The organism is Streptomyces sp. NPDC001914, assembly GCF_042891215.1.
GTDB lineage: Bacteria > Actinomycetota > Actinomycetes > Streptomycetales > Streptomycetaceae > Streptomyces.
Map to the genome: position 1 here is coordinate 117,317 of NZ_JBIASW010000008.1, position 25,247 is coordinate 142,563.

General features: G+C 71.7%; 21 protein-coding genes. 10 read left to right on the forward strand and 11 right to left on the reverse strand.

Features of this window, described 5'->3' with window-relative positions; genetic code table 11:
• Nucleotides 1-339 precede the first annotated feature (339 nt).
• Complete coding sequence (locus tag ACFYYF_RS23275; RefSeq protein ID WP_361678288.1) at nucleotides 340-1,017, reverse strand: biliverdin-producing heme oxygenase; 678 nt, start codon at nucleotides 1,015-1,017, stop codon at nucleotides 340-342.
• Between the two features lie 223 nt (nucleotides 1,018-1,240).
• Nucleotides 1,241-2,098: a type I methionyl aminopeptidase gene (map, locus tag ACFYYF_RS23280; RefSeq protein ID WP_361678158.1), complete on the reverse strand. Its 858-nt coding sequence runs from the start codon at nucleotides 2,096-2,098 to the stop codon at nucleotides 1,241-1,243.
• A 58-nt stretch (nucleotides 2,099-2,156) separates the two neighbouring features.
• Between map and ACFYYF_RS23285 the strand changes: the two genes are divergently transcribed.
• A complete protein-coding gene (locus tag ACFYYF_RS23285) occupies nucleotides 2,157-2,393 on the forward strand; it encodes a hypothetical protein (RefSeq protein WP_361678160.1) in 237 nt (78 codons plus the stop codon).
• Between the two features lie 203 nt (nucleotides 2,394-2,596).
• Here ACFYYF_RS23285 and ACFYYF_RS23290 read toward each other — a convergent pair whose 3' ends face one another.
• Nucleotides 2,597-3,199, reverse strand: a complete 603-nt coding sequence (locus tag ACFYYF_RS23290) for a hypothetical protein (RefSeq protein WP_361678163.1) — start codon at nucleotides 3,197-3,199, stop codon at nucleotides 2,597-2,599.
• Nucleotides 3,200-3,314: 115 nt separating this feature from the next.
• Between ACFYYF_RS23290 and ACFYYF_RS23295 the strand changes: the two genes are divergently transcribed.
• The 3 genes from ACFYYF_RS23295 (at nucleotide 3,315) to ACFYYF_RS23305 (ending at nucleotide 5,473) form a co-directional block, all read left to right on the forward strand.
• Entirely contained in the window at nucleotides 3,315-4,442 is a 1,128-nt protein-coding gene (locus tag ACFYYF_RS23295; RefSeq protein WP_388778694.1) for an exo-alpha-sialidase, read from the forward strand.
• A gap of 68 nt (nucleotides 4,443-4,510) precedes the next feature.
• On the forward strand, nucleotides 4,511-5,215 hold the full coding sequence (gene npdG, locus ACFYYF_RS23300) for an NADPH-dependent F420 reductase (RefSeq protein ID WP_365484741.1): 705 nt from the start codon (nucleotides 4,511-4,513) through the stop codon (nucleotides 5,213-5,215).
• Nucleotides 5,216-5,311: 96 nt separating this feature from the next.
• Nucleotides 5,312-5,473 (forward strand): hypothetical protein, encoded by a 162-nt coding sequence (locus ACFYYF_RS23305; protein ID WP_328668736.1) that lies wholly within the window; start codon nucleotides 5,312-5,314, stop codon nucleotides 5,471-5,473.
• 51 nt (nucleotides 5,474-5,524) lie between these two features.
• On the opposite strand, the gene ACFYYF_RS23310 is transcribed toward ACFYYF_RS23305, so the two are convergent.
• On the reverse strand, nucleotides 5,525-6,322 hold the full coding sequence (locus ACFYYF_RS23310; RefSeq protein ID WP_361678172.1) for a site-2 protease family protein: 798 nt from the start codon (nucleotides 6,320-6,322) through the stop codon (nucleotides 5,525-5,527).
• A 113-nt stretch (nucleotides 6,323-6,435) separates the two neighbouring features.
• Between ACFYYF_RS23310 and ACFYYF_RS23315 the strand changes: the two genes are divergently transcribed.
• Nucleotides 6,436-7,056 carry a DUF6578 domain-containing protein gene (locus tag ACFYYF_RS23315; RefSeq protein WP_388778697.1) on the forward strand — a complete coding sequence of 207 codons (621 nt, stop codon included), beginning with the start codon at nucleotides 6,436-6,438 and terminating at the stop codon, nucleotides 7,054-7,056.
• 14 nt (nucleotides 7,057-7,070) lie between these two features.
• Nucleotides 7,071-10,403, forward strand: coding sequence for a BTAD domain-containing putative transcriptional regulator (locus ACFYYF_RS23320; protein WP_388778700.1), 3,333 nt, complete (start codon nucleotides 7,071-7,073; stop codon nucleotides 10,401-10,403).
• Between the two features lie 63 nt (nucleotides 10,404-10,466).
• Here ACFYYF_RS23320 and ACFYYF_RS23325 read toward each other — a convergent pair whose 3' ends face one another.
• The 3 genes from ACFYYF_RS23325 to panB all read right to left on the reverse strand — a co-directional run bounded on the left by ACFYYF_RS23325 (nucleotide 10,467) and on the right by panB (nucleotide 13,433).
• The gene (locus ACFYYF_RS23325) at nucleotides 10,467-11,291 is read right to left on the reverse strand and encodes an ABC transporter permease (RefSeq protein WP_388778703.1); all 825 of its coding nucleotides are present in this window, start codon (nucleotides 11,289-11,291) and stop codon (nucleotides 10,467-10,469) included.
• Nucleotides 11,288-12,322 carry an ATP-binding cassette domain-containing protein gene (locus ACFYYF_RS23330; RefSeq protein ID WP_388778706.1) on the reverse strand — a complete coding sequence of 345 codons (1,035 nt, stop codon included), beginning with the start codon at nucleotides 12,320-12,322 and terminating at the stop codon, nucleotides 11,288-11,290. Before ACFYYF_RS23330 ends, ACFYYF_RS23325 begins: the two co-directional genes overlap by 4 nt.
• A gap of 226 nt (nucleotides 12,323-12,548) precedes the next feature.
• Complete coding sequence (gene panB / locus ACFYYF_RS23335; RefSeq protein ID WP_361678187.1) at nucleotides 12,549-13,433, reverse strand: 3-methyl-2-oxobutanoate hydroxymethyltransferase; 885 nt, start codon at nucleotides 13,431-13,433, stop codon at nucleotides 12,549-12,551.
• Nucleotides 13,434-13,759: 326 nt separating this feature from the next.
• On the opposite strand from panB, the gene ACFYYF_RS23340 reads away from it, so the two are divergent.
• The 4 genes from ACFYYF_RS23340 to ACFYYF_RS23355 all read left to right on the forward strand — a co-directional run bounded on the left by ACFYYF_RS23340 (nucleotide 13,760) and on the right by ACFYYF_RS23355 (nucleotide 18,798).
• Nucleotides 13,760-15,361: an MFS transporter gene (locus tag ACFYYF_RS23340; protein ID WP_388778709.1), complete on the forward strand. Its 1,602-nt coding sequence runs from the start codon at nucleotides 13,760-13,762 to the stop codon at nucleotides 15,359-15,361.
• A 150-nt stretch (nucleotides 15,362-15,511) separates the two neighbouring features.
• Entirely contained in the window at nucleotides 15,512-16,132 is a 621-nt protein-coding gene (locus tag ACFYYF_RS23345) for a TetR/AcrR family transcriptional regulator (protein ID WP_361678193.1), read from the forward strand.
• A 200-nt stretch (nucleotides 16,133-16,332) separates the two neighbouring features.
• A complete protein-coding gene (locus tag ACFYYF_RS23350; protein ID WP_361678195.1) occupies nucleotides 16,333-17,370 on the forward strand; it encodes an endonuclease/exonuclease/phosphatase family protein in 1,038 nt (345 codons plus the stop codon).
• Nucleotides 17,371-17,577: 207 nt separating this feature from the next.
• The gene (locus tag ACFYYF_RS23355) at nucleotides 17,578-18,798 is read left to right on the forward strand and encodes an MFS transporter (RefSeq protein ID WP_388778713.1); all 1,221 of its coding nucleotides are present in this window, start codon (nucleotides 17,578-17,580) and stop codon (nucleotides 18,796-18,798) included.
• Nucleotides 18,799-19,248: 450 nt separating this feature from the next.
• On the opposite strand, the gene ACFYYF_RS23360 is transcribed toward ACFYYF_RS23355, so the two are convergent.
• The 4 genes from ACFYYF_RS23360 to ACFYYF_RS23375 form a co-directional block, all read right to left on the reverse strand.
• Nucleotides 19,249-21,306 (reverse strand): NAD(+) synthase, encoded by a 2,058-nt coding sequence (locus ACFYYF_RS23360; protein ID WP_388779193.1) that lies wholly within the window; start codon nucleotides 21,304-21,306, stop codon nucleotides 19,249-19,251.
• 129 nt (nucleotides 21,307-21,435) lie between these two features.
• Complete coding sequence (locus ACFYYF_RS23365; protein WP_388778716.1) at nucleotides 21,436-23,376, reverse strand: protease pro-enzyme activation domain-containing protein; 1,941 nt, start codon at nucleotides 23,374-23,376, stop codon at nucleotides 21,436-21,438.
• A 412-nt stretch (nucleotides 23,377-23,788) separates the two neighbouring features.
• Nucleotides 23,789-24,412: a DUF305 domain-containing protein gene (locus ACFYYF_RS23370; protein WP_388778719.1), complete on the reverse strand. Its 624-nt coding sequence runs from the start codon at nucleotides 24,410-24,412 to the stop codon at nucleotides 23,789-23,791.
• Nucleotides 24,409-25,080, reverse strand: a complete 672-nt coding sequence (locus tag ACFYYF_RS23375; protein WP_388778722.1) for a DUF3105 domain-containing protein — start codon at nucleotides 25,078-25,080, stop codon at nucleotides 24,409-24,411. Before ACFYYF_RS23375 ends, ACFYYF_RS23370 begins: the two co-directional genes overlap by 4 nt.
• Nucleotides 25,081-25,247: the final 167 nt, after the last annotated feature.

Sequence of the window (25,247 nt, forward strand, 5' to 3'; positions counted from 1 at the left end):
ACGAGGGGCGCATTCCGAGCGGCCCGCCTGTTCCCCACAGAGCCGGGTCCGTTCGAACGAGGGGCGCGCATCCCGAGCGGCCCGCCCGCACCCCTCGGGGCCGGTCCGTTACAACGAGGGGCGCGTCCCGAGCGGCCCGTCCGCTCCCTTCGGGGCCGAGCCTGTGCGGAACGGCGCGTCAGCGCCCTTCAGGGGCGCGGGGAACTGCGCGACCAGCCCCCACCGGCCCGCAGACCCACTGACCGGGCCGGCCCTCCCCTCCTGGGGAGGCCGGGGGCGGGGCCCCGGACCACTCCGGCGGCCGGAACCCGGTGATTACCCCGCGCCCGGGGCGAACCTTCACGCGGTCAGCGGGAACTCCTCACCGAGGGCCCTGAACACCCCGGTGTTCAGGGCGAACGCCCGCTTGCACTCCGTCACGATCCGCTGCTTCTCCAGGTCGTCGGCCCGGACCCCGTCCAGCAGTTCGCGATAGCCCCGCTTGAACGCGGCCGGGTTGGAGACGTCCTCGAAGACGTAGAAGCGGACCCCGTCGCCCTTGCGGCTGAAGCCCCACGTCCGCTCCGCCTTGCCGCGGATGATCTGGCCGCCGGACAGGTCGCCCAGGTAGCGCGTGTAGTGGTGGGCCACATAGCCGCCCGGCCAGTCACGGGCGCACTCGGCGACCCGGTCCGCGTACGCGCGGGTCGCGGGCAGCGCGCTGAGCGTGTCCCGCCAGTCCGGGCCCCGCAGATGCGCGAGGTCGCGCTCCAGGGCGGTGCGGCGCAGCAGCTCGGGCCGCAGGAACGGCCCAGCCACCGGATCGGCGGCCAGCCGCTCGACGTCCGCCTCCAGCGCCTCGTACACGAACCACAGCTGCTCGGTGTAGCGCGTGTACGCCTCGACGCCGAGCCGGCCGCCGAGCAGGTCGCTCATGAACGTCGAGGTCTCCGCCTCGGTGTGCTGTTCGTGCGACGCGGTGCGGATGAGCGTCGAGAAGGGTGTGCCCGCCGGGTCCGTGGTGTCCGGCGTGCTCATCGTGTCCGACGTGTCCGACGCGTTCATGGGGCCTCCGGAGCCGATGAGGTGGGGCGTGAGCCGTTGCGGGATCAGTCGAATCTTCTATGGTTAGGCTTACCTAAGTCAAGAGTCTTCCCGACGTCTTGTCGGTAAAACCGTACCCCGTTCGGCGGCCCCGTCCACATGCGAAAACCCGCCCTGTGGACAGGGCGGGTTCAGTGGCTCCGGGTGCTCCGGGCGGCTACGGCAGGGTCAGGATCTCCGCGCCGCTCGCGGTGACGACGAGGGTGTGCTCGAACTGGGCCGTGCGCTTGCGGTCCTTCGTCACGACGGTCCACCCGTCGTCCCACATGTCGTAGTCGTGCGTACCGAGCGTGAGCATGGGCTCGATGGTGAAGGTCATCCCGGGCTGCATGACCGTCGTCGCGTGCGGGTTGTCGTAGTGCGGGACGATCAGTCCGGAGTGGAACGAGGAGTTGATCCCGTGCCCGGTGAAGTCGCGGACGACCCCGTACCCGAAGCGCTTCGCGTACGACTCGATGACCCGCCCGATGATGTTGATCTGGCGCCCCGGCCTGACCGCCTTGATCGCGCGGTCGAGCGACTCCCGGGTCCGCTCCACGAGGAGCCTCGACTCCTCGTCGACGTCACCGACGAGGTAGGTCGCGTTGTTGTCGCCGTGCACACCGCCGATGTACGCCGTCACGTCGAGGTTCACGATGTCGCCGTCGCGCAGCACCGTGGAGTCCGGGATGCCGTGGCAGATGACTTCGTTCACCGAGGTGCACAGCGACTTCGGGAAGCCGCGGTAGCCGAGGGTCGACGGGTAGGCGCCGTGGTCGCACATGTAGGCGTGCGCCACCCGGTCCAGCTCGTCCGTCGTCACGCCCGGCGCGATGAGCTTCGCGGCCTCGGCCATCGCCTGCGCGGCGATCCGCCCGGCGACGCGCATGGCCTCGACGGTCTCGGGGGTCTGCACCTCCGGTCCGGTGTACGGCGTGGGGGCGGGCTTCCCCACGTACTCGGGACGCCTGATGTTTCCGGGCACGGGGCGGGTGGGAGAGAGCTCCCCTGGTACGAGCAGCGACTGGCCAGACATGGCAGCGAGTCTAACCAGCGGGCATGGGGGAACATGTCTCTGGCGAAAGGAGCTGGTGATGGCCCTGTTCAAGAAGCGGACGGTCGGCAAGCCCGGCGAGTGGTTCTACTGCCTGGAGCACAAGAAGGTCGAGGAGGGCCCCGACTGCCCGGGCAAGGACCGCTTCGGCCCGTACGCCACCCGTGGGGAGGCCGAACACGCGATGGACCTCGCGCGGGAGCGGAACCTCGAATGGGAGACGGACCCGAAGTGGCACGACAAGTCGGACCAGGCCCCGGGCGCCGACGACGACTGAAGCCCCGGGTGCCAAGGAAGCGTGAGGTCCCGGACACCGAGGAAGCCTGAGGTCCCGGGCACCGAGGAAGCCTGAGGTCCCGGGCACCGAGGAAGCCTGAGGCCCCTGGCGCCGAGGTCGCCTGAGGCGGCGGGCGCCTCGACGGGCCGGACGGGCCGGACGGGCCGGACGGGCCCGTCGGGCGTGCCAGGAGGCCGCCTCCGCTACCACCGGTACGTCGGCGGGGCGGTGAGCCGGTCCGCGAGGCGGGACAGGCGGTCGCGGAAGCGGTGGCGGCCCCGGGGCGAGGGCAGCGCGTTCTCCCCGGCCGCCGCGCTGACCAGATGCTGCACGGTGTCCAGGTCGAGCTCGGGGTCCGGCGGCACCGCGAGCGACTCGTGGGCCAGCGCCGGCAGCTCGCCCTCCCCCTGGGACAGGGCCAGGACGGTCGCCCCGGCCCTCCGGGCGTCGTGCACCCGTTCCAGCAGCGCGTCCCCGGGCGCCTCCGGCGTCACCACGAGCAGCGTCTCGCCGCGCCGGGCCGCCTCGATCCGTCCGAGCCCCACCGCCAGGTGAGCCGGGTCGGACTCGCACGCCCCGTGCCGCACCAGCGTCGGCGACAGCTCCGGCGTACCCGACCAGGCGGCCTCGTCCACCAGGTGCGCCGCGAGGTGCCAGGGTTCGTACGCCTCGGAGCCCACCAGCAGCAGGCCGCCACCGTGCGACACCACGGACCCCCGCAGGGTTCCCCCGAACCGCCGTGTCGCACCCAGCCATTCGGTCCCGGCAAGCACTTCGCGCAGCAATGCGACCCGTACGGCATCCATGGCCGCATCCTGCCGCAACGGGCCACTCGTGACCCGGAGTTCACCACGAATTCGCCCAAGTTGGGCAGAAGTCCGCACCGACGATCCCACGAGCGACCGCAGCAGGGAGCCGGCCATGACACAGTCGAGCGCGCAGACGGGTACCGGGACGGGTACGGAGGCGGGCGCCGGCGCCGCGGTGAGCGTTCCCTTCCGTGCCGGGCGCGAGGGCTACGCCAGCTTCCGGATCCCCGCCGTGGTCGCCACCCGCGGCGGCACCCTGCTGGCGTTCTGCGAGGGCCGGGTCGGCTCCGCGAAGGACCACGGACACATCGACATCGTGCTCAAGCGCTCCATGGACGGCGGCCGGACCTGGGGCCCGCTCCAGGTCGTCGCCGACAACGGCACCGACCTCGCCGGCAACCCCGCGCCCGTCACCCTCGACACCGGCCGCGTCCTGCTCGTCCACGTCCGCAGCGCCGCCTCCGCCACCGAGGACGCCCTGCTGCGCGGCAAGGTGAAGGCGGCCGACGGGCGGCGGGTATGGGTGCAGCACAGCGACGACGAAGGCCGCACCTGGTCGGCGCCCAGGGAGATCACCGCGCAGGTGAAGAGGACGGGCTGGCGCTGGTACGCCACCACGCCCGGGCACGCCCTCCAGCTCGGCTCCGGCCGGGTCGTCGTCCCCGGCAACCACACCGTGCCGCCCACCGGCACCGACAACGGCACCGAGGCGCGGTACAACAGCGGCCACTGCCTGCTCAGCGACGACCGCGGGGCCACCTGGTACCTCGGCTACCTCGACGAGAACACCAACGGATACGTCAACGTCAACGAGACCACCGCCGCCGAACTGCCCGACGGACGCGTCTACTTCAACACCCGCAACGACTCCCCGTCGCCCGGCAACCGAGCCGACGCCCACTCCCTCGACGGCGGCAGAACCCTGGTCAAGCCCTTCCGCCCGCAGGCCGGCCTCGTAACACCGGTCGTCCAGGGCAGCCTGCTCCAGCTCCGCGACCCGGACCTGCTCCTGTACTCGGGTCCCGCGGACCCGGAGTTCCGCGCCCTGATGACGGTCCGCGCCTCGGCCGACGGCGGCACCACCTGGCGGTCCGCGCACACCGTGGACGGACTGCCCGCCGCCTACTCCGACCTGGTCCGCGTCGACACCGGCACGGTCGGACTCCTCTACGAGACGGGCGACTTCGGCGCGTACGAGACGATCACCTTCCGGCGCGTCCCGGTGACCGCGCTCGGGTGACCGTACTCACCCCGGGGGCTCGGCCGCCCCGGGCGCCCCGGCGCCGCCCGCGCACGTAAAGTCGGCCCATGACCTCTACTGACAGTGCACAGAAGGCCCCCGCCAAGGACCCCTGGGACCTGCCCGACGTGTCCGGGCTCGTTGTCGGCGTGCTCGGCGGCACCGGTCCGCAGGGCAAGGGCCTCGCCTACCGCCTCGCCAAGGCGGGCCAGAAGGTGATCATCGGCTCGCGCGCCGCCGACCGCGCGCAGGCCGCGGCCGACGAACTCGGCAACGGCGTGGAGGGAGCCGACAACGCGGAGACCGCGCGGCGCAGCGACATCGTGATCGTCGCCGTGCCCTGGGAGGGCCACGGCAAGACCCTCGAATCACTGCGCGAGGAACTGGCCGGAAAGCTCGTCGTCGACTGCGTCAACCCGCTCGGCTTCGACAAGCAGGGCGCCTACGCGCTGAAGCCGGAGGAGGGCAGCGCCGCCCAGCAGGCCGCCGCCCTGCTGCCCGGCTCGCGGGTCACCGCGGCCTTCCACCACCTCTCCGCCGTGCTGCTCTCGGACCCGGAGATCGAGGAGATCGACACCGATGTGATGGTCCTCGGCGAGGAGCGGGCGGACGTCGAGATCGTCCAGGCCCTCGCGGGGCGCATCCCCGGCATGCGGGGCGTGTTCTCCGGCCGACTGCGCAACGCCCATCAGGTCGAGGCCCTGGTCGCCAACCTGATCTCGGTGAACCGCCGCTACAAGGCGCACGCGGGCCTGCGGGTCACGGACGTATAGGTCGCCCGAGCCGCACACGGGCCGCGGGTGACGGACGGACGGGTCGCGTGGGGGACACTGATGCGAAGCAGTGTCCCCCCGACAGGAGCCGACCCCATGCCCCGCCTCGCTCTCTACGCCCTCGCCGTCTGCCTCCTCTCGGTGGCCGCGGCCGTCGTCTCGTTCGTCCAGGGAAGCTGGCTGGGCATCGTGTGGGTGCTGCTGGCGGGCCTGTCCTCGAACATGACCTGGTACTACGCGCGGCGCGGCCGGGCCTGACGGCACACGGGCACGGCGGTCCCGGCCCGCCCGGTCACGACGTCAGGCGGATCACGACGTCAGGCAGATGTCGTTGTCCGGCTCCCAGAAGCGGTAGAGCCACTGTCCGCAGTCGCTGTCGCGGCCGTCGATGCCGAGGCCGCCCAGGATCGCGTCGATCACGTGGAAGAACTCCCGGTTCACCGAGGGGATCCACAGCAGGGCGAACACCGCGAGCAGTCCGAACGGCGCGAAGGGCTCGACCTGGCGGCGGACGCCGTACGACAGCCACGGCTCGATCACGCCGTAGCCGTCCAGGCCCGGGACCGGCAGGAAGTTCAGGATCGCGGCCGTGACCTGGAGCAGCGCGAGGAAGGCCAGCGCGTAGCGGAAGGCGTCCGGGACGCCGTCCAGGGCGTGCAGCCAGAACGGGGCCGTGCACACGACGGCGAACAGCACGTTCGTCAGCGGGCCCGCCGCCGAGATCAGGCTGTGCTTCCAGCGGCCGTGGATGCGGCCCCGCTCGATGAAGACCGCGCCGCCCGGCAGCCCGATCCCGCCCATGATCACGAAGAGCACGGGCAGCACGATGCTCAGCAGGGCGTGCGTGTACTTCAGCGGGTTCAGGGTCAGATAGCCCTTGGCACCGATCGAGATGTCACCGCTGTGCAGGGCGGTGCGGGCGTGCGCGTACTCGTGCAGGCACAGCGAGACGACCCAGGCCGCCGTCACGAAGAGGAACACGGCCACACCGGGCTGCTCGGCGAAGCCGGTCCACGCCGCCCAGCCGGTCACCCCCATGACGGCCACGATGCCGAGGAAGACGGGGCTGATCCTCCGGTCGCTGCGGCGGGTCGCGGCGGTGGTCATGGGACTCCCTGGACTGGCTGGACTGACGACGTGGTGCTGGGCCTGCCCGACCGTACCGGGCTCACACGGAAAACGTCTCGCCATCGGGCATCGGTTCCGGGGAGGGTGGGGGAATGGGACTGTGGCGGGTGTTCTACGCGGACTGGCAGATGGAGTGCTGTGGTACCCCCTTCTCGGTCGGGGACGAGGTGACCTGGCCGCTCCTGCTGGACGAGGGCGGCGAGTCGCTGGGCGGCGGCTGGTCCGGGCTGCTCGGCTCGATCACGGCGCCGGTGGAAACCGTGCGCGAGGACGGGGCGGAGATCCGGGTGCTGCGCGCGGACGACGGCCTGGTCGCGGCCCTGCACGCCGATCCCGAGGACCGTCCCGAGGGCGAGGGCGAGGGCGAGGGCGATGGTGCCGGTGCCCGAGCCCGTGCCGGGGCGGGTGCGGGCGCGGACACCTGGACCGGTCCGGGGGGCCGGGGGGCGGGGCCGGGTACCGGCCGGCGGGTCACGGTGAGCGGTCTGCTCACCGTCGAGCGGCACGGCGCCCGGTGGCCCGAGACGACCGGCACGGTCCGTACGATCCACCTGGTGCACCAGGACTTCGCGGAGATCGCGCCCGGCTCCCTCACCCGGGAACCGCTGCCCGCGTCCCGCTCGCTGGAGGCCGTCGACCGCAGCCCCAAGTGGTTCGGCGAGGGCCGGGCCGGAGTCCTGACCGAACTGTACGTACCCGGCCCCCGCACCTGACGTCACCAGAGACAATGGACCCCGTGCGCTATCGCATCCTCGGCACCACCCAGGCACTCCGCCCCGACGGCACGCCCGTCCCGGTCGGCGGGGCGCGGCTGCGCGCCCTGCTGACCGTCCTCGCGCTGCGGCCCGGACGGACCGTCTCCGCCGCCGTCCTCGTCGACGAGGTGTGGGACGGCGACCCGCCCGCCGACGCGCCCGGCGCGCTCCAGGCGCTCGTCGGGCGGCTGCGCCGGGCGCTCGGCGCGGATGCGGTGGAGTCGGTCGAGGGCGGCTACCGGCTCGCTGCGGCGTCCGACGACATCGACCTGCACCGTTTCGAGCGGCTCGCGGGCGAGGGCACCCGCGCTCTCGCCGACGGCGACCCGGCCAAGGCCGCCAACGCTCTGGACGACGCCCTCGCCCTGTGGAGCGGCCCCGCCCTCGCGGACCTGCCCGACCGTGCCGCCGAGGCGGCGCACTGGGAAACCCGTCGCCTGCACGCCCGGCACGCCCGCCTCTCCGCGGCGCTCGCCCTCGGGCAGGCCGATTCCGCCCTCCCCGAACTGACCGCCCTGTGCGACGCCCACCCCCTGGACGAGCCGTTCCAGGTCCTGCGTCTGCGGGCTCTGCGCGACGCGGGCCGCACGGCGGAGGCCCTGGCCGCCTACGAGGACGTACGACAGGTGCTGGCCGATCGGCTGGGATCGGACCCCGGCGCGGAACTGCGATCCCTGCACGCGGAGTTGCTCCGCCCGGTCGAGGCCGGCGGCGGAGCACGCGCGCCCCGGGCGGAGGCCCGCTCCGCGGGCGTCGACCGTCAGGTCGCGGAGGAGCGCGTCCGCCCCGCCCCGCCGCCCCCCGGCAACCTCCGGGCCCGGCTCACGTCCTTCGTGGGGCGGGAGAAAGACATCGATGCCATCCGGGGCGATCTCGCGACCGCCCGGCTCGTGACCCTGCTCGGGCCCGGTGGCGCGGGCAAGACACGGCTGTCCCAGGAGGCGGCCGAAGCCCTGGCACCCACCCTGCGGGACGGGGTGTGGCTGGCCGAACTGGCCCCCGTCGACGACCCGAAGGCCGTCCCCGAGGCCGTGCTGACCGCCGTCGGCGCCCGCGAGACCGTCCTGCGCGGAGCCGGTGCCGAGGAGATGCGCGCCGTCGCAGAGCGGCACGACGACCCGCTCACCCGGCTCGCCGAGCACTGCGCCAAACGCCGGATGCTGATCGTCCTCGACAACTGCGAACACGTCGTCGACGCCGCCGCGCACCTCGCCGAGGCCCTGCTGGAACGCTGTCCCGGCGTGACCGTACTGGCCACCAGCCGTGAACCCCTCGGCGTACCGGGAGAGTTGCTGCGCCCGGTGGACCCGCTGCCGGAACCCGTCGCGCTGCGGCTGCTCGCCGACCGGGGAGCGGCGGCCCGGCCCGGCTTCCGTGTCGAGGACGACCCCGAGGCGGCCGCCGAGATCTGCCGGCGTCTCGACGGCCTTCCGCTCGCCATCGAACTCGCCGCCGCCCGGCTGCGGATGCTCACCCCGCGCCAGATCGCCGACCGGCTCGACGACCGCTTCCGGCTGCTCACCTCTGGCAGCCGCACGGTGCTGCCCCGCCAGCAGACCCTGCGCGCCGTCGTCGACTGGTCCTGGGACCTGCTCGACGAGGCCGAACGGGACACCCTCGGGCGGCTGTCGGTGTTCGCGGGCGGCTGCGACCTCGCCGCCGCCGAGGCCGTCTGCGGTCCGGCCGCGCTGGACGTCCTCGGCTCGCTGGTCGACAAGTCCCTCGTCGTCGCGGCCCCTTCGGGCGAGGGGGACACCCAGATGCGCTACCGGCTGCTGGAGACCGTCGCCGAGTACGCCCGCGAACGCCTCGACGCGTCCGGCGCCCGCGAGGCCACCGAGCGCGCCCACCTCACGTACTACCGCGAACTCGCCCGCACCACCGACCCGTTGCTGCGCGGCCCAGGCCAGCGCGCCGCGATCGACAGCATCGAGCGCGAGTACGAGAACCTGCGCACCGCCCTGCGGCACGCCGTCGCCGAACGCGACGAGCAGGAGGCGCTGTGCATGGTCCACTCGCTGGCCTGGTACTGGCAGATCCGTGACCAGCGCGTCGACGCCCGCGCCTGGTCCATGGAGGTGATGGCCCTCGGTCCCGACCCCTTCGCGCCGCCCGTGCGTCCGGCCACCCCGCTCCACGAGCGCTGCACGGACTTCCCGCTGCCGATGCGCGAGGAGGTCCTGGAGGAGGCCCGGCGCGGCGTCCACCTCATCCATCTCGCGTACATGGACATGGACATGGGCGCCTGGCAGACCCCCGAGGCCCAGGAGAAGCTCCGTACCATCAGCACGACCTACGAACCCGGCATGCCGCAGACCTGCCGCACACCCGGCTACCTCTGGTTCTACGCCGTCCTGCTCACCGGCACGATGGAGCGGTTCACCGAGGTGATCAACAAGACGGTCAGCACCTGCCGCGAGCTCGGCTACGACTGGGAGCTGGCCACCGCCCTGCAGATGCGCGCCAACATCCTCGCCAACCGCGCCGACATGGCGGGCGACGCCACCGTCGACGCCGACGAGGCGCTGGAGCTCTTCGGACGCCTCGGGGACGCCTGGGGCGCCGCCGAATCGCTCTCCGCGCGCGGGGAGGCCCATGAGCGCAAGGGCGACTTCCGGGCCGCCGCAGCGGACTACGCGGAGGCGGGGAAGTACGCCGAGCGGCTGGGCGCACGGGCCCAGACCGCGGTGCTCGACGTCCGGCTCGGCTGCATGTACATGGAGCTGGGAGAGGCCGAGCGCGGCGAGCGGATGATCCGGGACGTCCTGGCCAACGGACACGGCGCCCACAACGAGGCCATGCCGGCGGCCCACCTCTTCCTCGCGACCTGGCTCGGCCGCACCGGCCGCACCGACGAGGCGCGCGAGCAGATACGGCTGCTCCGCGAGGACTTCGCGGCCAACACCTTCGGCCTCTTCGACGGGTTCATGCTCGGCATCGAAGCCTGGCTGGACGCGATCGACGGGCTGAGCGAGAGCGCCCTGGACAAGGTGCGCGTGGCGCTGGAGCGGTCCACCGACCGGCTGTCGCGGATGATCGCCCCGCACATGCCCTCCGCCCATCTGACCACGGCCGCCATCGCCCTGAACGGCCTGGACGGCGGTGGCCGAGCCGTGGACGCGGCCCGGCTCCTCGGTGCCGCGGACGCCCTGCTGCCGCCGGGTCACGTCCCCGGTCCCATGGAGGTCGAGGTGCGGGAGCAGGCCGAGACGGGCGCGCGGGCCCTGCTCGGAGACGCGGACTACGCGGCGGCACACGCGGAGGGCGGCGGCCTCTCCGTGGAGGAGGCCACCGCCCTCATCTGACGCGCCGACGCGAACCCGCGCGCCCCGGCCCCGGTGCGCGGGGCCGGTTCCGTACGCCGGACGTCAGCTCTTGGTGCGGAACTTGTGGATGGCGATGGGCGCCATCACCACGGTCAGGCCCAGCGACCAGCCGAGCGTCACCCACAGGCCGTGCTGGACCGGACCGCCCACCATCAGCCCGCGTGCCGCGTCCGCGAGGGAGGACAGCGGGTTGTACTCGGTGAAGTTCTGCAGCCAGCCCGGCATCGAGTTGGTCGGAGCGAAGATCGACGAGCCGAACTGGAGCGGCATCAGCACCAGGAAGCCCATCGCCTGCACGGACTGCGCGCTCTTCATGATCACGCCGAGGGTGAGGAACACCCACATCAGGGCCGAGCCGAAGATCGCCGACAGGCCCACGGAGGCGAACAGACCGGGCCAGTTGGTGATGTGGAAGCCGACGAGGACACCGACGACCATGAGGACCGCGGTGGCGATCAGCATGCGCATCACCTCGACCGCGATCTTGGCGAACAGCACCGAGCCGCGCCCGATCGGCAGGGACCGGAACCGGTCCATGACACCGGAGTTGAAGTCGGTGTTGAAGCCGGTGCCCACGCCCTGGGCCATGTTCATGCCCATCATGGCCATCAGGCCGGGCACGACGTACTGGACGTACGCCTCCTGTCCGCCGCCGAGCGACTGCCCGATGGAGCCGCCGAAGACGTAGACGAACAGCAGCGTGAAGATGACCGGGAACAGGATCGCGTCGAACATCGACTCCGGGTCCTGGCGGATCCACAGCAGGTTGCGGCGGATCAGCGCGCCGGTGTGCCGGGCGTGCGCGCGAAGGGAGATCCGGGGGTCGGCCTCGACGGTGAGGGGGGCTTCGACGGTGGCGGAGCTCATGCGGAGACCTCCTCGTAGACGCGGGCGGGGGTCTCGTCCTGCGGGGCACTGGCCTTGTGGCCGGTGAGGGAGAGGAACACCTCGTCCAGACTGGGCAGTTCGGTGGAGATGGAGGCGATCGTGATGCCGCGCGCGGTGACCGCGCCGACGACGGCGGTCAGCTGCTCGTCGCTGAGGACCGGGACCAGCACGCTGCCGGTCTCGCTGTCCACGATCGTCGTGGCGAGGCCGGTGAGCCCGAGCTCGTCGAACATGGCGGCCAGCGGGCGCAGTTGCAGCGGGTCCACCGGGCGGATCCGCAGCGTCCGGCCGCCGACGCGGGCCTTCAGCTCGTCGATCCGGCCGCCGGCGATCACCTTGCCGCGGTCGATGACCGTCAGTTCGGAGGCCAGTTGCTCGGCCTCCTCCATGTACTGGGTGGTGAGCAGCACGGTGACGCCGTCGGCGACCATGCGCTTGACCTCCTGCCACACCTCGTTGCGGGTGCGCGGGTCGAGGCCGGTCGTCGGCTCGTCCAGGTACAGCACGGCCGGGCTGCCGATCATCGAGGCGGCCAGGTCCAGCCGGCGGCGCATACCGCCGGAGTACGTCCCTGCCGGGCGCTTGGCGGCCTCGGTGAGGGAGAAGCGCTCCAGGAGCTCGTCCGCCCGCCGGCGGGCGTCCTTGCGGGGCAGGTCGAGCAGCCGCCCGATCATGTAGAGGTTCTCCCAGCCGGGGAGCTTCTCGTCGACCGAGGCGTACTGGCCGGTGAGGCCTATCACCCGGCGGAGCTGCCGGGGCTGCCTGAGCACGTCGAAGCCGGCGACCGTGGCCGTGCCGGCGTCGGGGGTGATGAGGGTGGACAGGCAGCGGACGAGGGTGGTCTTGCCGGCGCCGTTGGGGCCCAGCACGCCGAGGACGGTGCCCTCGCGCACATCCAGGTCGACCCCGTCCAGCGCCTTGGTCTCGCCGTAGTGCTTGACCAGCCCCCGTACGGTGACGGCGCTGCGGCCGGTCGCAGCTTGCCGGGGCGTGTTGTCGATTCGCGTCATGTCCATCAAGGTGCCAGCCGCCACCGACAAACGACCGACAGGCCGCCTACAGAACCCGAGCGTTACCGATAGGTCGTCGACAGTCGGCCGACAGGGGGCGCCGGGAACGCCGACATCCCGCCGACAGGACGCGCAACGGCGACAACCCGCCGACGGGGGAAGATCGGCGGGTTGTCCTCGGTGCCGCAGTGGCTCGGAGCCCCGGGATCCGGGGCGTCGGCGGAGGTCAGTGGACGGAGTGCTCCTCCAGCGGGAACGTCCCGCCGACGACGTCCTCGGCGAACGCCTTCGCCGCGTCGCCCATGACGGCGCGCAGGTCGGCGTACTGCTTGACGAACTTCGGCACCTTGCCGCCGGTCAGACCGAGCATGTCGGTCCACACCAGGACCTGGGCGTCGGTCTCGGGGCCCGCGCCGATGCCGACCGTCGGGATGTGCAGGGTGCGGGTGACCTCGGCGGCGAGTTCCGCCGGGACCAGTTCGAGGACGACGGCGAAGGCGCCCGCGTCCTGGACCGCCTTGGCGTCCCGCAGGAGCTGGTGCGCGGCCTCCTCGCCCCGGCCCTGGACGCGGTAGCCCATGGCGTTGACGGACTGCGGGGTCAGGCCGATGTGCGCCATCACGGGGATGCCGGACTCCACCAGCAGCTCGATCTGGCGGTGCGAGCGCTCGCCGCCCTCCAGCTTCACCGCGCCCACCCCGGCCTCCTTGACCAGGCGGGTCGCCGAGCGCAGCGCCTGCACCGGACCTTCCTGGTAGGAGCCGAAGGGCAGGTCGCCGACGATCAGGGCCCGGCTGGTGCCGCGGACGACCGCGGCCGACAGCATGGTCATCTCGTCCAGGGTCACCGGGACGGTCGTCTCGTAGCCCAGGTGGCAGTTGCCGGCCGAGTCGCCGACGAGCATGACCGGGATGCCGGCCTCGTCGAAGACGGACGCGGTCATCGCGTCGTAGGCGGTGAGCATGGGCCACTTCTCGCCGCGCTCCTTGGCGGCGGTGATGTCGCGCACCGTGATACGGCGGGTGCTCTTGCCTCCGTACAGCGCCTTGCCGGCGGTGGCCTTGAGGACACCCTCCGCAGGCTGCTTCTGGGCAGCCGAAAGCTGCGTCATCGCAACGGCTCCTTATGTCATCTCGAGGCACCCTGACGGCGTCCCCGGATCACCCCCCATGGTGGCACTTCGCGCTACGCGCGGCTAGACCGGGCTCGCCGGACCCGGTGTCGTTCACGCCACGTCCCGCCGTCCCCGCCAGCTCCTCTCGCCCCACCACCCGCTTCTCCCGCCATGGCCTCGCTCCTCCCGCCCTGACTGCCCTCGCGTGTCCCGCCCCGACCGCAGCCGCCTCCGCCCGGACCGCCGGGTCCCTTCGTAAGTTCTCCGTAAAGGATTTCCGATACGAGACGGTGCCGTATCGAAATGTCTCTAGGCTGGTCGTCATGACAACTTCCGCTCCTCCGCTCGAACGACGAGTTCCCGAGGCGGTGCACCGGCGCCGCTGGGCGATCCTCGGCGTGCTCATGCTGAGCCTGCTGATCGTGGTGCTCGACAACTCCATCCTGAACGTCGCGATCAAGACGATCTCGACCCCGGCGCCCGTCGGTCTCGGAGCCACCCAGGGTGAGCTGGAGTGGGCCATCAACGCCTACACGCTCGTCTTCGCCGGTCTCCTGTTCACCGCGGGCCTCCTCGGCGACCGCCTCGGCCGCAAGAAGGTGCTGCTCGCCGGTCTCGCCGTGTTCGGCATCGGTTCCGCCCTGGCCGCCGAGTCCGGCTCGCCGGTCCAGCTCATCGCGTTCCGTGCGGTGATGGGTCTCGGCGCCGCCTTCGTGATGCCCGCCACCCTCGCCGTCCTCATGAACGTCTTCGAGCGCGACGAGCAGCCCAAGGCCATCGGCATCTGGGCCGGCGGCGTCGGCCTCGCCATCGCGATCGGCCCGATCACCGGCGGCGTGCTCCTCGACCACTTCTGGTGGGGCTCGGTCTTCCTGATCAACGTGCCCATCGTGATCCTCGCGATCGGCCTGATGATCTGGCTGGTCCCCGACTCCCGCGACCCGAAGCCGGGCCGCCTGGACCCGGTCGGCGTGGTCCTCTCGATCATCGGCCTCGTCCTGCTGGTCTACGGCATCATCAAGGGCGGCCAGCTCGCCGACTTCACCGATGCCCGGGTCCTCGCGACCATCGGTGCCGGTGTCGCCGTCCTCGTCGGCTTCGTGGTGTTCGAGAAGCGCAGCGACCACCCGTCCATCGACGTCACCTACTTCAAGAACAAGGTCTTCTCGTCGGCGATGTCGGCCATCGCGCTGGTCTTCTTCGCGCTGATGGGCGTGACCTTCTTCTCGGTCTTCTACACCCAGAGCGTGCGGGGCTACTCGCCGCTGCAGACCGGTCTGCTGATGCTGCCGCTGGCCGCGGCTCAGATCGTCTTCGCGCCACGCGCCCGGCTCGTCGTCGACCGCTTCGGCAACCGCGCCACCTGCACGGCGGCCATGCTGCTCATCGCCGCGATGCTGGCCTCGTTCGCCACGCTGGAGGCGGACACCCCGATATGGCTGCTGGAGGTCATCTTCTTCCTGATGGGCACCGGCATGGCGCACATCATGACCCCGACCAGCGTCGTCATCATGCAGGCGCTGCCGCGCGAGAAGGCGGGCTCCGCCTCCGCGCTCAGCAACACCTTCCGACAGGTCGGCGGCGCCCTCGGCATCGCCGTCCTCGGCTCCGTGCTCTCCACGGCCTACCGCAACGGCATCGAGGACAAGCTCTCCCTCGTCCCGGCCCCGCTGCGGCACACCGCGGGCGAGTCCATCGAGGCCACCCTCGGTATCGCCGCCAGGCTCGGACCGCAGGGCAAGGCCCTCGTCACCCCCGCGAACGACGCGTTCCTGCACGCGATGCACGTCACCGCCCTGTGCGGCGCGGGTGTCGCGGTCATCGGCGCGGTGGTCGTCGCGCTGTTCCTGCCCGGCCGCCCCGCGGCCCCGCAGAAGAGCGGCGACGAGGCCGAGCTGGTGACGGCCGACCTCGGTCAGGACTGACACCGGCGTACCCGGCCGCGGGCGCCCCCGTGCGGGGTGTCCGCGCCGGGCGCTACGCGTCGCGGGCCCCCGGCACCCGGCACCGCGTGCCGCCCGCGCCGTGAGCGGGGGAGAATATGACACCTGGTCGACGATGGAACGGAGTTCGACGTGAGCCTCGCGGACAGCCGAGACAGGCAGGTGTGCCCCGGCCGGGGACGTCCCCGGAGCGAGGCGGTGGAACGAGCCATCACCGAGGGCGTGATGAAACTCCTGGAGGACGGGGTTCCGCTCGCCGACATCTCCATCGAGCGGCTGGCGCGCACCGCCGGCGTCGGCAAGGCGACGATCTACCGCCGCTGGAGCGGCAAGGAGGAACTCTTCGTCGACGTCCTGCGCGCCGCCGAGCCCGCCGATCCCGAACTCGACGGCGTCTCCGTACGTGACGACCTCGTCGTCCTGCTGGAGTCGCTGCGCCGGCGCGGTCTGGTCAGCCGCTCCTCGGCGATCCTGCACAACGTCTACGCGCAGATGAAGAGCAGCCCCAAGCTGTGGGCCGCGTACGAGGCGACGGTCATAGCGCCGCGCCGCCAGATGGGCTTCGAGGTGCTGCGCCGCGGACAGGAGAACGGCGAACTGCGCGACGACGTCGACGTCGAGCTGCTCAACGACATGTTCGTCGGCCCCATGCTCGTCCGCTCCGTCATGCGCCCCGACACCGAACTCCCGGAAGACCTCGCCGAGCGGATCGTCGACACCCTGCTGGAGGGACTGCGCCCCGCCCGCCCGTGAACCGGCCGCTTTCTGACGGGTCGAATGTGCGCGTTTCGTCACAGAGGCCGCACGTCGTGCCAGGATGCGGAACTCCGGACGCGAAGTTGTACGTCCCCTTGCCTGTACGGCCGTCCCGGACGGCGAGAACCACACCGGACATCCCCTAGGGTCTAAGCCGAGGGGCAGACGGTGCGCACGGCATTTTGTGAGGCGACGGTATGGCGCAGGCGTATATGACGGAGACGGGCAGCGACGGCCGGGGGCCGGAGCGCAGAGAGTCCCGGCTCCGGCGCCTGCTCGACGGCTGGCGCGGCGACCGGGGCATCTGGCGGCGCGGGCTGATCCTCGCCGCCCTCGCGCTGCTGCTCGCCCTGGTGATGCTGACGCACGCGCGGATCCCGAACCGGATCGGCAACCTCGGCAGCCTCACGGAGACGTTCCTGCCGTGGCTCGGGGTGTTCATCCCGGTCCTGCTGGTCCTCGCCTTCGTGCGGAAGTCCGCCAGCGCCCTGATCGCCGTGGTGCTGGCCGGCGCGGTCTGGCTGAACCTCTTCGGCGGACTGCTCACCGACAAGACCGGCGGGGGCGGCGACCTGACCGTCGCCACCCACAACGTGAACGCCGACAACCCGGACCCGTCCGGCACCGCCCGGGACGTGGCCGCCTCCGGCGCCGACGTGCTCGCCCTGGAGGAACTGACCGCGTCGGCGGTGCCGGTGTACGAGAAGGCGCTCGCGTCGACGTACAAGTACCACTCGGTGCAGGGCACGGTCGGGCTGTGGAGCAAGTATCCGCTCGGTGACGTCCGGCCGGTGGACATCAAGCTGGGCTGGACGCGGGCCATGCGGGCGACCGTGACGGCGCCGGCCGGCCCGGTCGCGGTGTACGTGGCCCATCTGCCCTCGGTACGGGTGAAGATGAAGGCGGGGTTCACCGCCCGGCAGCGCGACAAGAGCGCCAACGCGCTCGGTGAGGCCATCGCCGACGACACGCAGAAGCACGTCGTCCTGCTCGGTGACCTCAACGGCACGATGAACGACCGGGCGTTGAACGCGGTCACCGCGCAGATGCGCTCCACGCAGGGCGCGGCGGGCAGCGGCTTCGGGTTCAGCTGGCCGGCCTCGTTCCCGATGGCCCGGATCGACCAGATCATGGTCAAGGGCGTCGAGCCGGTGGCCTCCTGGACCCTGCCCGCGACCGGCAGCGACCACCTCCCGATCGCGGCCCGCGTGAAGATGGACGCCACGGCGTCTTAATCCGCCCGGCATCACCTTTCAACCTCCCGGAATACTGGTTCGGGCAGACTTTGTTCACCGGCTAAACTTAATCGTCGGTGTCCGGCCGACCGCGTCCCCGCGCACATCGCCGTGCGCGGACGCGCCCGTACCCGCGCGGCCTCCCGCGGACCGCCGCGCGCCCGTACGGAAGTCCCGCTCGCCACCAGTACCCCCGAAAGGCCTCTCATGCCTCTGGCCCTGCTCGCCCTCGCCGTGGGCGCCTTCGGCATCGGCACCACCGAGTTCGCCATGATGGGCCTGCTGCCCGACGTCGCGGGCGACCTGCACATATCCATCCCGTCCGCAGGACACCTGGTCTCCGCCTACGCACTCGGTGTCGTCATCGGCGCCCCGCTGCTCGCCGCGGCCACCGCCCGGATGCCCCGCCGCACGGTCCTGATCGCCCTCATGGGCCTCTTCGTCGCGGGCAACGCGCTCTCCGCGCTCGCCCCCGACGAGAACTGGCTGCTCGCCGCCCGCTTCCTCAGCGGTCTCCCGCACGGGGCCTTCTTCGGCGTCGGCGCCGTCGTCGCCACCGGCCTGGTCGCGCCCGAGCGCAAGGCCCGCTCCGTCTCGCTGATGTTCCTCGGCCTGACCGTCGCGAACATCGCCGGAGTCCCGGCCGCCACCCTCGTCGGGCAGCACCTGGGCTGGCGGGCCACTTTCCTCGGGGTGAGCGCGATCGGCCTGGCCGCCATCGCCTCGCTGTACCTGCTGATCCCGCGGACCCCCGGCCACACCCCCGGCGGCGGCCTGCGCGGCGAACTCGCCGCCCTGCGCCCGCTGCCCGTCTGGCTCGCGCTGGGCACGACGGTCGCCGGCTTCGCGGCCCTGTTCTCCGCGTACAGCTACATCACGCCGATGCTGACCGACGCCGCCGGGTACGCCGAGGGCAGTGTCACGCTGCTGCTGGCGCTGTTCGGGGTCGGTGCCACGGTGGGCAACCTGCTCGGCGGGCGGCTCGCGGACCACGCGATGCGCCGCACCCTCTTCGGTGGCCTGGCCTCGCTGGTGGCCGTGCTGGCCGCCTTCCCGGTGCTCATGCGCACCGAGTGGAGCGCCGCCCTGGCGGTGGTGCTGCTCGGCACGGCCGCCTTCGTCACCGGCTCGCCCCTCCAGCTCATGGTCATGGAGAAGGCCGCCGCGGCGCCCTCCCTCGCGTCCTCCGCCAACCAGGCCGCGTTCAACCTCGCCAACGCGGGCGGCGCGTGGATCGGCGGACTCGCCCTCGCGGCCGGCTTCGGCGCGACCGCACCGGCGGTCGCCGGAGCGGGGCTCGCCGTCCTGGGAACCGGGGTGGCGGGCGTGGCGTACGCGGTCGACCGGCGCCGTGCCAAGCGGCCGGCCGGAACCGCGCGGGTCGTCGCCACGCACGTCCCCGACCGGTCGGAGGCCCTGCACCACTGACACGCCGGGCCCGGCGCCTCGGGGAGGCTCCGGGCCCGGAAGGACCCGCCCCTGAGGGCAGTTCGGGCCTTCGGGAGGACGAGGCGCCCGGGAAGCCCTGAGCCTCGGCAGGTCCCGGGCTCTCGGCGGTGCTTCGGCTTCCGGGAAGTGCGGAGCCTCGGCAAGTCCAGGGTCCCCGGAAGGACTTCTGCCTTCGGGTGTCCCGGGGCTCCGGGAAGTCCCGTGACCCTGGCAGGACTTCGGGCTCCCAGAGGCCCCGGATTCCCCGCGAGGTCCCGGGCTTCCGGCGGGTCTTCGGCCTCTTGGAAGCCCCGATCCCCTGAAAGCCCCGATCCCCTGAAAGCCCCGACCCCCTGAAAGCCCCGATCCCCTGGAAGTCCCGGACCTCCTGGAAGCCCCGGACCTCCTGGAAGCCCGGACCCTCTGGAGGCCCCGGACCCCCTGGGAGTCCTACGGCTTCGGCGGGTCTTCGGGCTCCGGGAGGTCGAAGCGGGACAGGTCGTGCAGCCAGGTGCGGGCCGAACTGTCGGACGGCGCACGCCAGTCGCCGCGGGGCGAGAGCGAACCGCCGGCCGAGACCTTCGGCCCGTTGGGCATGGCCGAGCGCTTGAACTGCGCGAACCCGAAGAAGCGCCGGCAGAACACCTCCAGCCAGCGCCGGATCTCGGGCAGGTCGTACGCGCCGCGCTCGGCCGCGGGGAAGCCGGGCGGCCAGGCGCCGGCGTCCGCGTCGCGCCACGCGTGCCAGGCCAGGAAGGCGATCTTCGACGGCCGGAAGCCGTAGCGCAGGACGTAGAAGAGGGTGAAGTCGTGCAGGGCGTACGGGCCGATCTTCGACTCGGTGGACTGCAGCTCCTCGCCCGGCACGAGCTCCGGGCTGATCTCCGTGTCGAGGATCGCGGCGAGCGTCCGGTCGGTGTCCGCGCCGAACTGGTGGCTGCCGATGACCCAGCGGATCAGATGCTGGATCAGCGTCTTCGGCACACCCGAGTTGACGTTGTAGTGGCTCATCTGGTCGCCCACGCCGTACGTGGACCAGCCGAGGGCCAGCTCCGACAGGTCACCGGTGCCGAGCACGATGCCGCCACGCTGGTTGGCCAGCCGGAAGAGGTAGTCGGTGCGCAGTCCGGCCTGCACGTTCTCGAAGGTGACGTCGTACACCGGCTCGCCGGAGGCGAAGGGGTGGTCCATCTCCTTCAGCATCAGCCGCGCGGTCGGCGTGATGTCCAGCTCGGCCGCCGTGACCCCGAGGGAGCGCATCAGCTCGTGCGCGTTGCCCTTGGTGTGGTCGCTGGTGGCGAAGCCGGGCAGGGTGAAGGCGAGGATGTCGCTGCGCGGCCGGCCCGCCCGGTCCATCGCGTGGGCGGCGACGATCAGCGCGTGCGTGGAGTCCAGACCCCCGGACACCCCGATGACGACCTTCGGGCCACCGATCGCCGCGAGCCGCTGCTGGAGCCCCGCGACCTGGATGTTGTACGCCTCGTAGCAGTCCTGGGCCAGCCGGTCGGGGTCCGCGGGCACGAACGGGAAGCGCTCGATGCGGCGCCGCAGGCCCAGGTCCTCGCTCGGCGGGTCGAGCCGGAACGACAGGGTGCGGAAATCACCGGTGCGGTGCGTGTGGGTGCGCCGGTTGTCGTCGAAGCTGCCGGTACGCGACCGCTCCTGGCGCAGCAGGTCGAGGTCGACGTCCGCCACGGCGAACTGGTCGTCGAGCGGGAAGCGGTCGGACTCGGCCAGCAGCGCCCCGTTCTCGTAGATCATGGTCTGGCCGTCCCAGGACAGGTCGGTGGTCGACTCGCCCAGTCCGGCCGCGGCGTACACGTACGCGGCGATGCAGCGTGAGGACGCCGAACGGCACATCAGTTTGCGGTCCTCGGCCCGGCCGACGGTGATCGGGCTGCCGGAGAGGTTGGCGAGGACGGTGGCGCCCGCCAGGGCCGCCTCGGCGCTCGGCGGCACCGGCACCCACATGTCCTCGCAGATCTCGGCGTGCAGCACCAGACCCGGCACGTCCTCGGCGGCGAACAGCAGGTCCACCCCGAACGGCACGGTCTCGCCGCCGACCCGGATCGTGCCGCCCCGCTCGTCGTCGCCCGCGGCGATCTGCCGGCGCTCGTAGAACTCCCGGTAGTTCGGCGGGTACGACTTGGGCACGACACCGAGGACCCGGCCGCGGTGCACGACCACGGCGCAGTTGTAGACGCGGTTGCGGTGACGCAGCGGGGCGCCCACGACCAGGACCGGCAGGAGCCGCTCCGACCCCGTCACCACCGTCCGCAGCGCCTCCTCGACCTGGTCGAGCAGCGCGTCCTGGAGCAGCAGGTCCTCGATGGAGTAGCCGCACAGGCCCATCTCCGGGAAGACGGCGACGGCGACGCCCTCGTCGGCGCAACGGCGCGCCTGGCGCAGGACGGCCTCGGCGTTGGCGTGCGGGTCGGCGATGACGGTGTGGCCCGTGCAGGCGGCGACGCGCGCGAAGCCGTGCTGGTAAAGGGACCGGAAGTTCAGAGGAGGCACGCGGTCAGTGTAATCGTCAGAGCGACGCGATGGGGGGCGCGGGGTGTGCGGGGCGGCCCCGCGAACGAGCGATGCGCCCGCCTCCGTGGAAGAGGCGGGCGCATCGTCGGTGAACGCCGGTCAGCGACGGCTGAACGACTCGACGTAGCCCGGGGCGGGCGAGCCCACACCGGTGACGTCGTCGTAGCCCTTCACGGCCTTCAGCGAGCTGTCCTGGCCGAGGCTGCGGACCGAGGTCGCCAGACCGTCGGCGGCGTCGAAGCCGTTGACGAAGTCGACACGGGCCACGGCGTACTGCTTGCCGCCGGGCGTGTCGGTCACGTCGTGGTACGCCTTCGAGCCGGCCTTGGCGTAGATCGACGGGTTGGCGAAACCGATCGCCTTGCCGCCGCGCGCCTCCTGGGCGAGCGCCTGGACCGCCGCGATCACCGGAGCGGCCAGCGAGGTGCCGCCGATGCGGTACTCGCTGTACTGCTCGGTCCCGTCCGGGAAGGTCTGCGTCTGGCCGACCTTGAAACCGGTGTTGGGGTCGGCGATCGCCGAGATGTCCGGGACGACCCGGTTGCCCGCCGCGTTGTTGGCCTTGGCCAGCGCGTTCGGGACGACGCCCTTCTGGTAGTAGGGCTCCGCCACGGTCTTGCTCGTGCCGCCGCCCGCACCCGAGGTGAACGCGCCCGGGAACCCGGTCCAGCTCTTGCCGTCCGCGGACAGCGTGGCCTTCTCGGTGCCCCAGCCGGTCTCGAACAGGTACTTGTCGTCCTTGCCGACCGCCAGCGAGGTACCGCCGACCGCCGTCACCCACGCCGAGTTGGCCGGGGTGTCGACCTGCTTCGTACCGGTGTTGGCGACCTCGTCGCCGTTGTCGCCGGAGGAGAAGTAGAAGCCGATGCCCTCGACCGCTCCGAACTGGAACGTCTGGTCGTAGGCCGCGGCCAGGTCCGGGGTCTGGTTGGCCTCGATGTCGCCCCACGAGTTGGAGACGATGTCGGCCAGGTGCCCGTCGACGATCTTGTTGAGCGAGTCGAGCAGATCGTCGTCGTAGCAGGAGGCGGCACCCACGTACGTGATGCTCGCGCCCGGCGCGACCGCGTGCACGGCCTCGACGTCGAGGGTCTCCTCGCCGTACCAGCCGGCCGCTCCGCACTCCTCCGTCTTCGTGTACTTCTTGGGCAGCACCTGACGGAGCTGACCGCTGGAGTACGCGGCGTCGCCGTGCTTGCCGGCGTAGGTGGCCGCGTCGAAGGCGATGGTCGGCGAGGCGTACGCGTCGGTGATGGCGACGCGCACGTTCTTGCCGGTGCGCTTGCCCGCTCCGTACGCCGCGCGGAGCTGCTTGCCGCTGTAGCCCTGGACGGCGTACGGGATCTTCGTCCCGTACGCGTCCGGAAGGGTGCTCGCGACGTTCGAGCCGTAGTACGAGGAGAACGGCCCGGAGTTCTTGAACACCGCGTCCGGAGGCGGCAGTTGATCGGCGTGCTGCGCCTTGTGCGGAGCGTTGTCCAGGCCGGTGACGGTCAGGACGGCGCCGTTCAGGGCGGCGGGCGCGGAAGCCGTCCTGGACGGAGCCCGGTACGTCTTCCTGCCCTTGGTGTAGTTGTGGAGCTGGGTGCCGAACGCCTTCTCGGCGGCGGCCACGTCACCGGTGACGGAGACGTAGTGCTGCGTCGTTCCGGTGACCTTCAGGCCCGCCGACTTCAGCCAGGTGGTCACCGCGGTGACCTGGGCCCTGGTGGCACCGAAGCGCGACTGCGCCTTCTTGGCGCTGAGGTATTTCCCGTACGAAGCCGAGTGCGGGTCGGACACGGCCCTGGCGTAGGCCGCCAGGCCCTTGGCGTCCCGTCCGGCGAGGTACACCCGGGCCGAGACCTGGGAGCTGTCGGAAGCCGCTCCCTTGTCCGCGTTGGCCGTGGCCCACGCGGGTTTGGTGCCCGCGAGCGTGTCCCGGCTCGGGCCGTCCGCGGCGGACGCCGCGGGTATGCCGAGCGCCAGCGCGCCGGCGAGCAGGGGCAGGGTCGCCGCCAGACTCACTCCGGCGCGCGCGGTGGCGCGGTTGGATCTCATAGAACCCCCTGCGATGCGATTCGTCGCATGTAGTGGTTGCGGTGATCCATGCGAAAGCCCCACGTCCTGCCGGAGCGTGAGGAATGGATCACAGATGGGGGCAACTCTTACGGTGAACCGTTCATGCCAGGGGAATGAACAACCCAAGGAAAGACCAAGTGGCGGAAGTTGGCGATCATTTGGGCCGATTTGATGTACACCCTCGCCCAGATTCGAGGGTTTTCCCTCTGTGCCGATCCGAACTCTGTAAAGAGGCAGCCGAGTTCTGTAAGCGGATCGAGTCCGCCGCCGCGGGGGCGGAGGCGGGAACGGGTCCGGGAGCCGAAGCGGAACGGGTCCGGGGGCGCCGCCCCGGACCCGTTCCGCACTCTCGTACCCCGGCCTGTCGGCCCGCCGGGCCCGGCTCCGTCCGCTAGTCGCGGGCCTTCGCGCCCCGGGCCTTCAGCATGTCGGCCATCAGCTCGATCTCCGACTGCTGGGCGTCGACCATGCCCTGCGCGAGCCGCTTCTCCACGCCGACCGTGCACTTGGCGACACAGCCCTCGGCCATGTGGATGCCGCCCTTGTGATGGTCGGTCATGAGCTGGAGGTAGAAGACCTCGGCCTGCTTCCCGTCGAGCGTGCCGAGCCGCTTCATCTCGGTGTTGGTGGCCATGCCCGGCATCAGCGAGCCGTCCTTGCCGGACGCCATGTCACCCATGCCCATCCAGGTCATCGGCGCGTCCGCGGACACCTTCGGCAGTTCCCACAGGTCGAGCCAGCCGAGCAGCATGCCCCGCTGATTGGCCTGCGTCTGCGCGATGTCGTACGCGAGGCGCCGTACCTCCACGTCCTTGGTGCGGTCCCGCACGATGTAGGACATCTCGACGGCCTGCTGGTGGTGGACCGCCATGTCCCGGGCGAAGCCCGCGTCCGCGGAGTCCGCGGCGGGCACCCGCGTCCCGGAGTCGTCGCCGTCGGCGACCGCGTACGTGATCGCCCCGGCGGCGGCCAGAACGGTCGCCGCGGCCCCCGCGACCCACCCGGCGTGCCTCACTGGGACAGGCCGTTGGTGCAGGCCGCGCCCGGCTCGGGCGTCTGCTTGCCCTGCACGAACGCTGAGAGGAACGCGTCGACGTTCTTGTCGCTCGCGCCGGTCACCGAGCGCTGCTTGCCCCAGGCGCTCAGCATGATCGGGTCCTTCTGGTCCTCGACCGGGCTCATCAGCGTGTACGGGGTCTTCCTGACCTTCGCCTCGAGCGCCTTCACGTCGGCGTCGGACGCCTTGCTGTTGTACGTCACCCACACCGCGCCGTGCTCCAGGGAGTGCACGGCGTTCATCGGGTTCACGGCCTTGGCGTAGACGTCGCCGTTGCAGTTCATCCAGACCTGGTTGTGGTCACCGCCGACCGGCGGCTCCATCGCGTACGACACGGTCCGGGTGACGTGGTTGCGCGTCAGGGTGCCCTTCCAGGTCTTCACCCCGTCCGCGCCGGTCACGAAGTGCCCCGACGCCTGCTTCGCGTCGCTCGCCGTGTCCTTCTTGGCGTCGTCCGACTGTGACTGGACGAGCACGACAGCGCCGGCGACGAGGCCGGCGACGACGACCGTGCTCGCCGCGATCACGAGGAACCGGTTGCGCCGTTCGCGGGCGCGCTCGGCACGGCGCAGCTCCTCGATACGGGCCTGGCGCGATCCGGTGCTGGTGTTCTTGGCGGAACCCATGGTGAGTCCTTATGAGGATGGGGCGGTCGGGTGCGCCGATCGTAATCGGGCACGAAGGGGCGTCGGCAGGGAGGGCACGGGATTGGCCCGGTCGGTGCGGGGGGTTGGCCGGGGGAGCGCAGGGGATTGGCCGGGGAAAGGGTGGACGCGGGTGTGGGGGATGTGTG

Coding starts and splice junctions, on each gene's coding strand:
- ACFYYF_RS23320 (WP_388778700.1), top strand. CDS start 7,071: ATGGACCCCGTGCGCTATCGCATCCTCGGCACCACCCAGGCACTCCGC.
- ACFYYF_RS23315 (WP_388778697.1), top strand. CDS start 6,436: ATGGGACTGTGGCGGGTGTTCTACGCGGACTGGCAGATGGAGTGCTGT.
- ACFYYF_RS23355 (WP_388778713.1), top strand. CDS start 17,578: ATGCCTCTGGCCCTGCTCGCCCTCGCCGTGGGCGCCTTCGGCATCGGC.
- ACFYYF_RS23310 (WP_361678172.1), bottom strand. CDS start 6,322: ATGACCACCGCCGCGACCCGCCGCAGCGACCGGAGGATCAGCCCCGTC.
- ACFYYF_RS23330 (WP_388778706.1), bottom strand. CDS start 12,322: ATGACGCGAATCGACAACACGCCCCGGCAAGCTGCGACCGGCCGCAGC.
- ACFYYF_RS23350 (WP_361678195.1), top strand. CDS start 16,333: ATGGCGCAGGCGTATATGACGGAGACGGGCAGCGACGGCCGGGGGCCG.
- ACFYYF_RS23305 (WP_328668736.1), top strand. CDS start 5,312: ATGCCCCGCCTCGCTCTCTACGCCCTCGCCGTCTGCCTCCTCTCGGTG.
- ACFYYF_RS23295 (WP_388778694.1), top strand. CDS start 3,315: ATGACACAGTCGAGCGCGCAGACGGGTACCGGGACGGGTACGGAGGCG.
- ACFYYF_RS23285 (WP_361678160.1), top strand. CDS start 2,157: ATGGCCCTGTTCAAGAAGCGGACGGTCGGCAAGCCCGGCGAGTGGTTC.
- ACFYYF_RS23325 (WP_388778703.1), bottom strand. CDS start 11,291: ATGAGCTCCGCCACCGTCGAAGCCCCCCTCACCGTCGAGGCCGACCCC.
- map (WP_361678158.1), bottom strand. CDS start 2,098: ATGTCTGGCCAGTCGCTGCTCGTACCAGGGGAGCTCTCTCCCACCCGC.
- ACFYYF_RS23365 (WP_388778716.1), bottom strand. CDS start 23,376: ATGAGATCCAACCGCGCCACCGCGCGCGCCGGAGTGAGTCTGGCGGCG.
- ACFYYF_RS23290 (WP_361678163.1), bottom strand. CDS start 3,199: ATGGATGCCGTACGGGTCGCATTGCTGCGCGAAGTGCTTGCCGGGACC.
- ACFYYF_RS23275 (WP_361678288.1), bottom strand. CDS start 1,017: ATGAGCACGCCGGACACCACGGACCCGGCGGGCACACCCTTCTCGACG.
- ACFYYF_RS23375 (WP_388778722.1), bottom strand. CDS start 25,080: ATGGGTTCCGCCAAGAACACCAGCACCGGATCGCGCCAGGCCCGTATC.
- ACFYYF_RS23340 (WP_388778709.1), top strand. CDS start 13,760: ATGACAACTTCCGCTCCTCCGCTCGAACGACGAGTTCCCGAGGCGGTG.
- panB (WP_361678187.1), bottom strand. CDS start 13,433: ATGACGCAGCTTTCGGCTGCCCAGAAGCAGCCTGCGGAGGGTGTCCTC.
- npdG (WP_365484741.1), top strand. CDS start 4,511: ATGACCTCTACTGACAGTGCACAGAAGGCCCCCGCCAAGGACCCCTGG.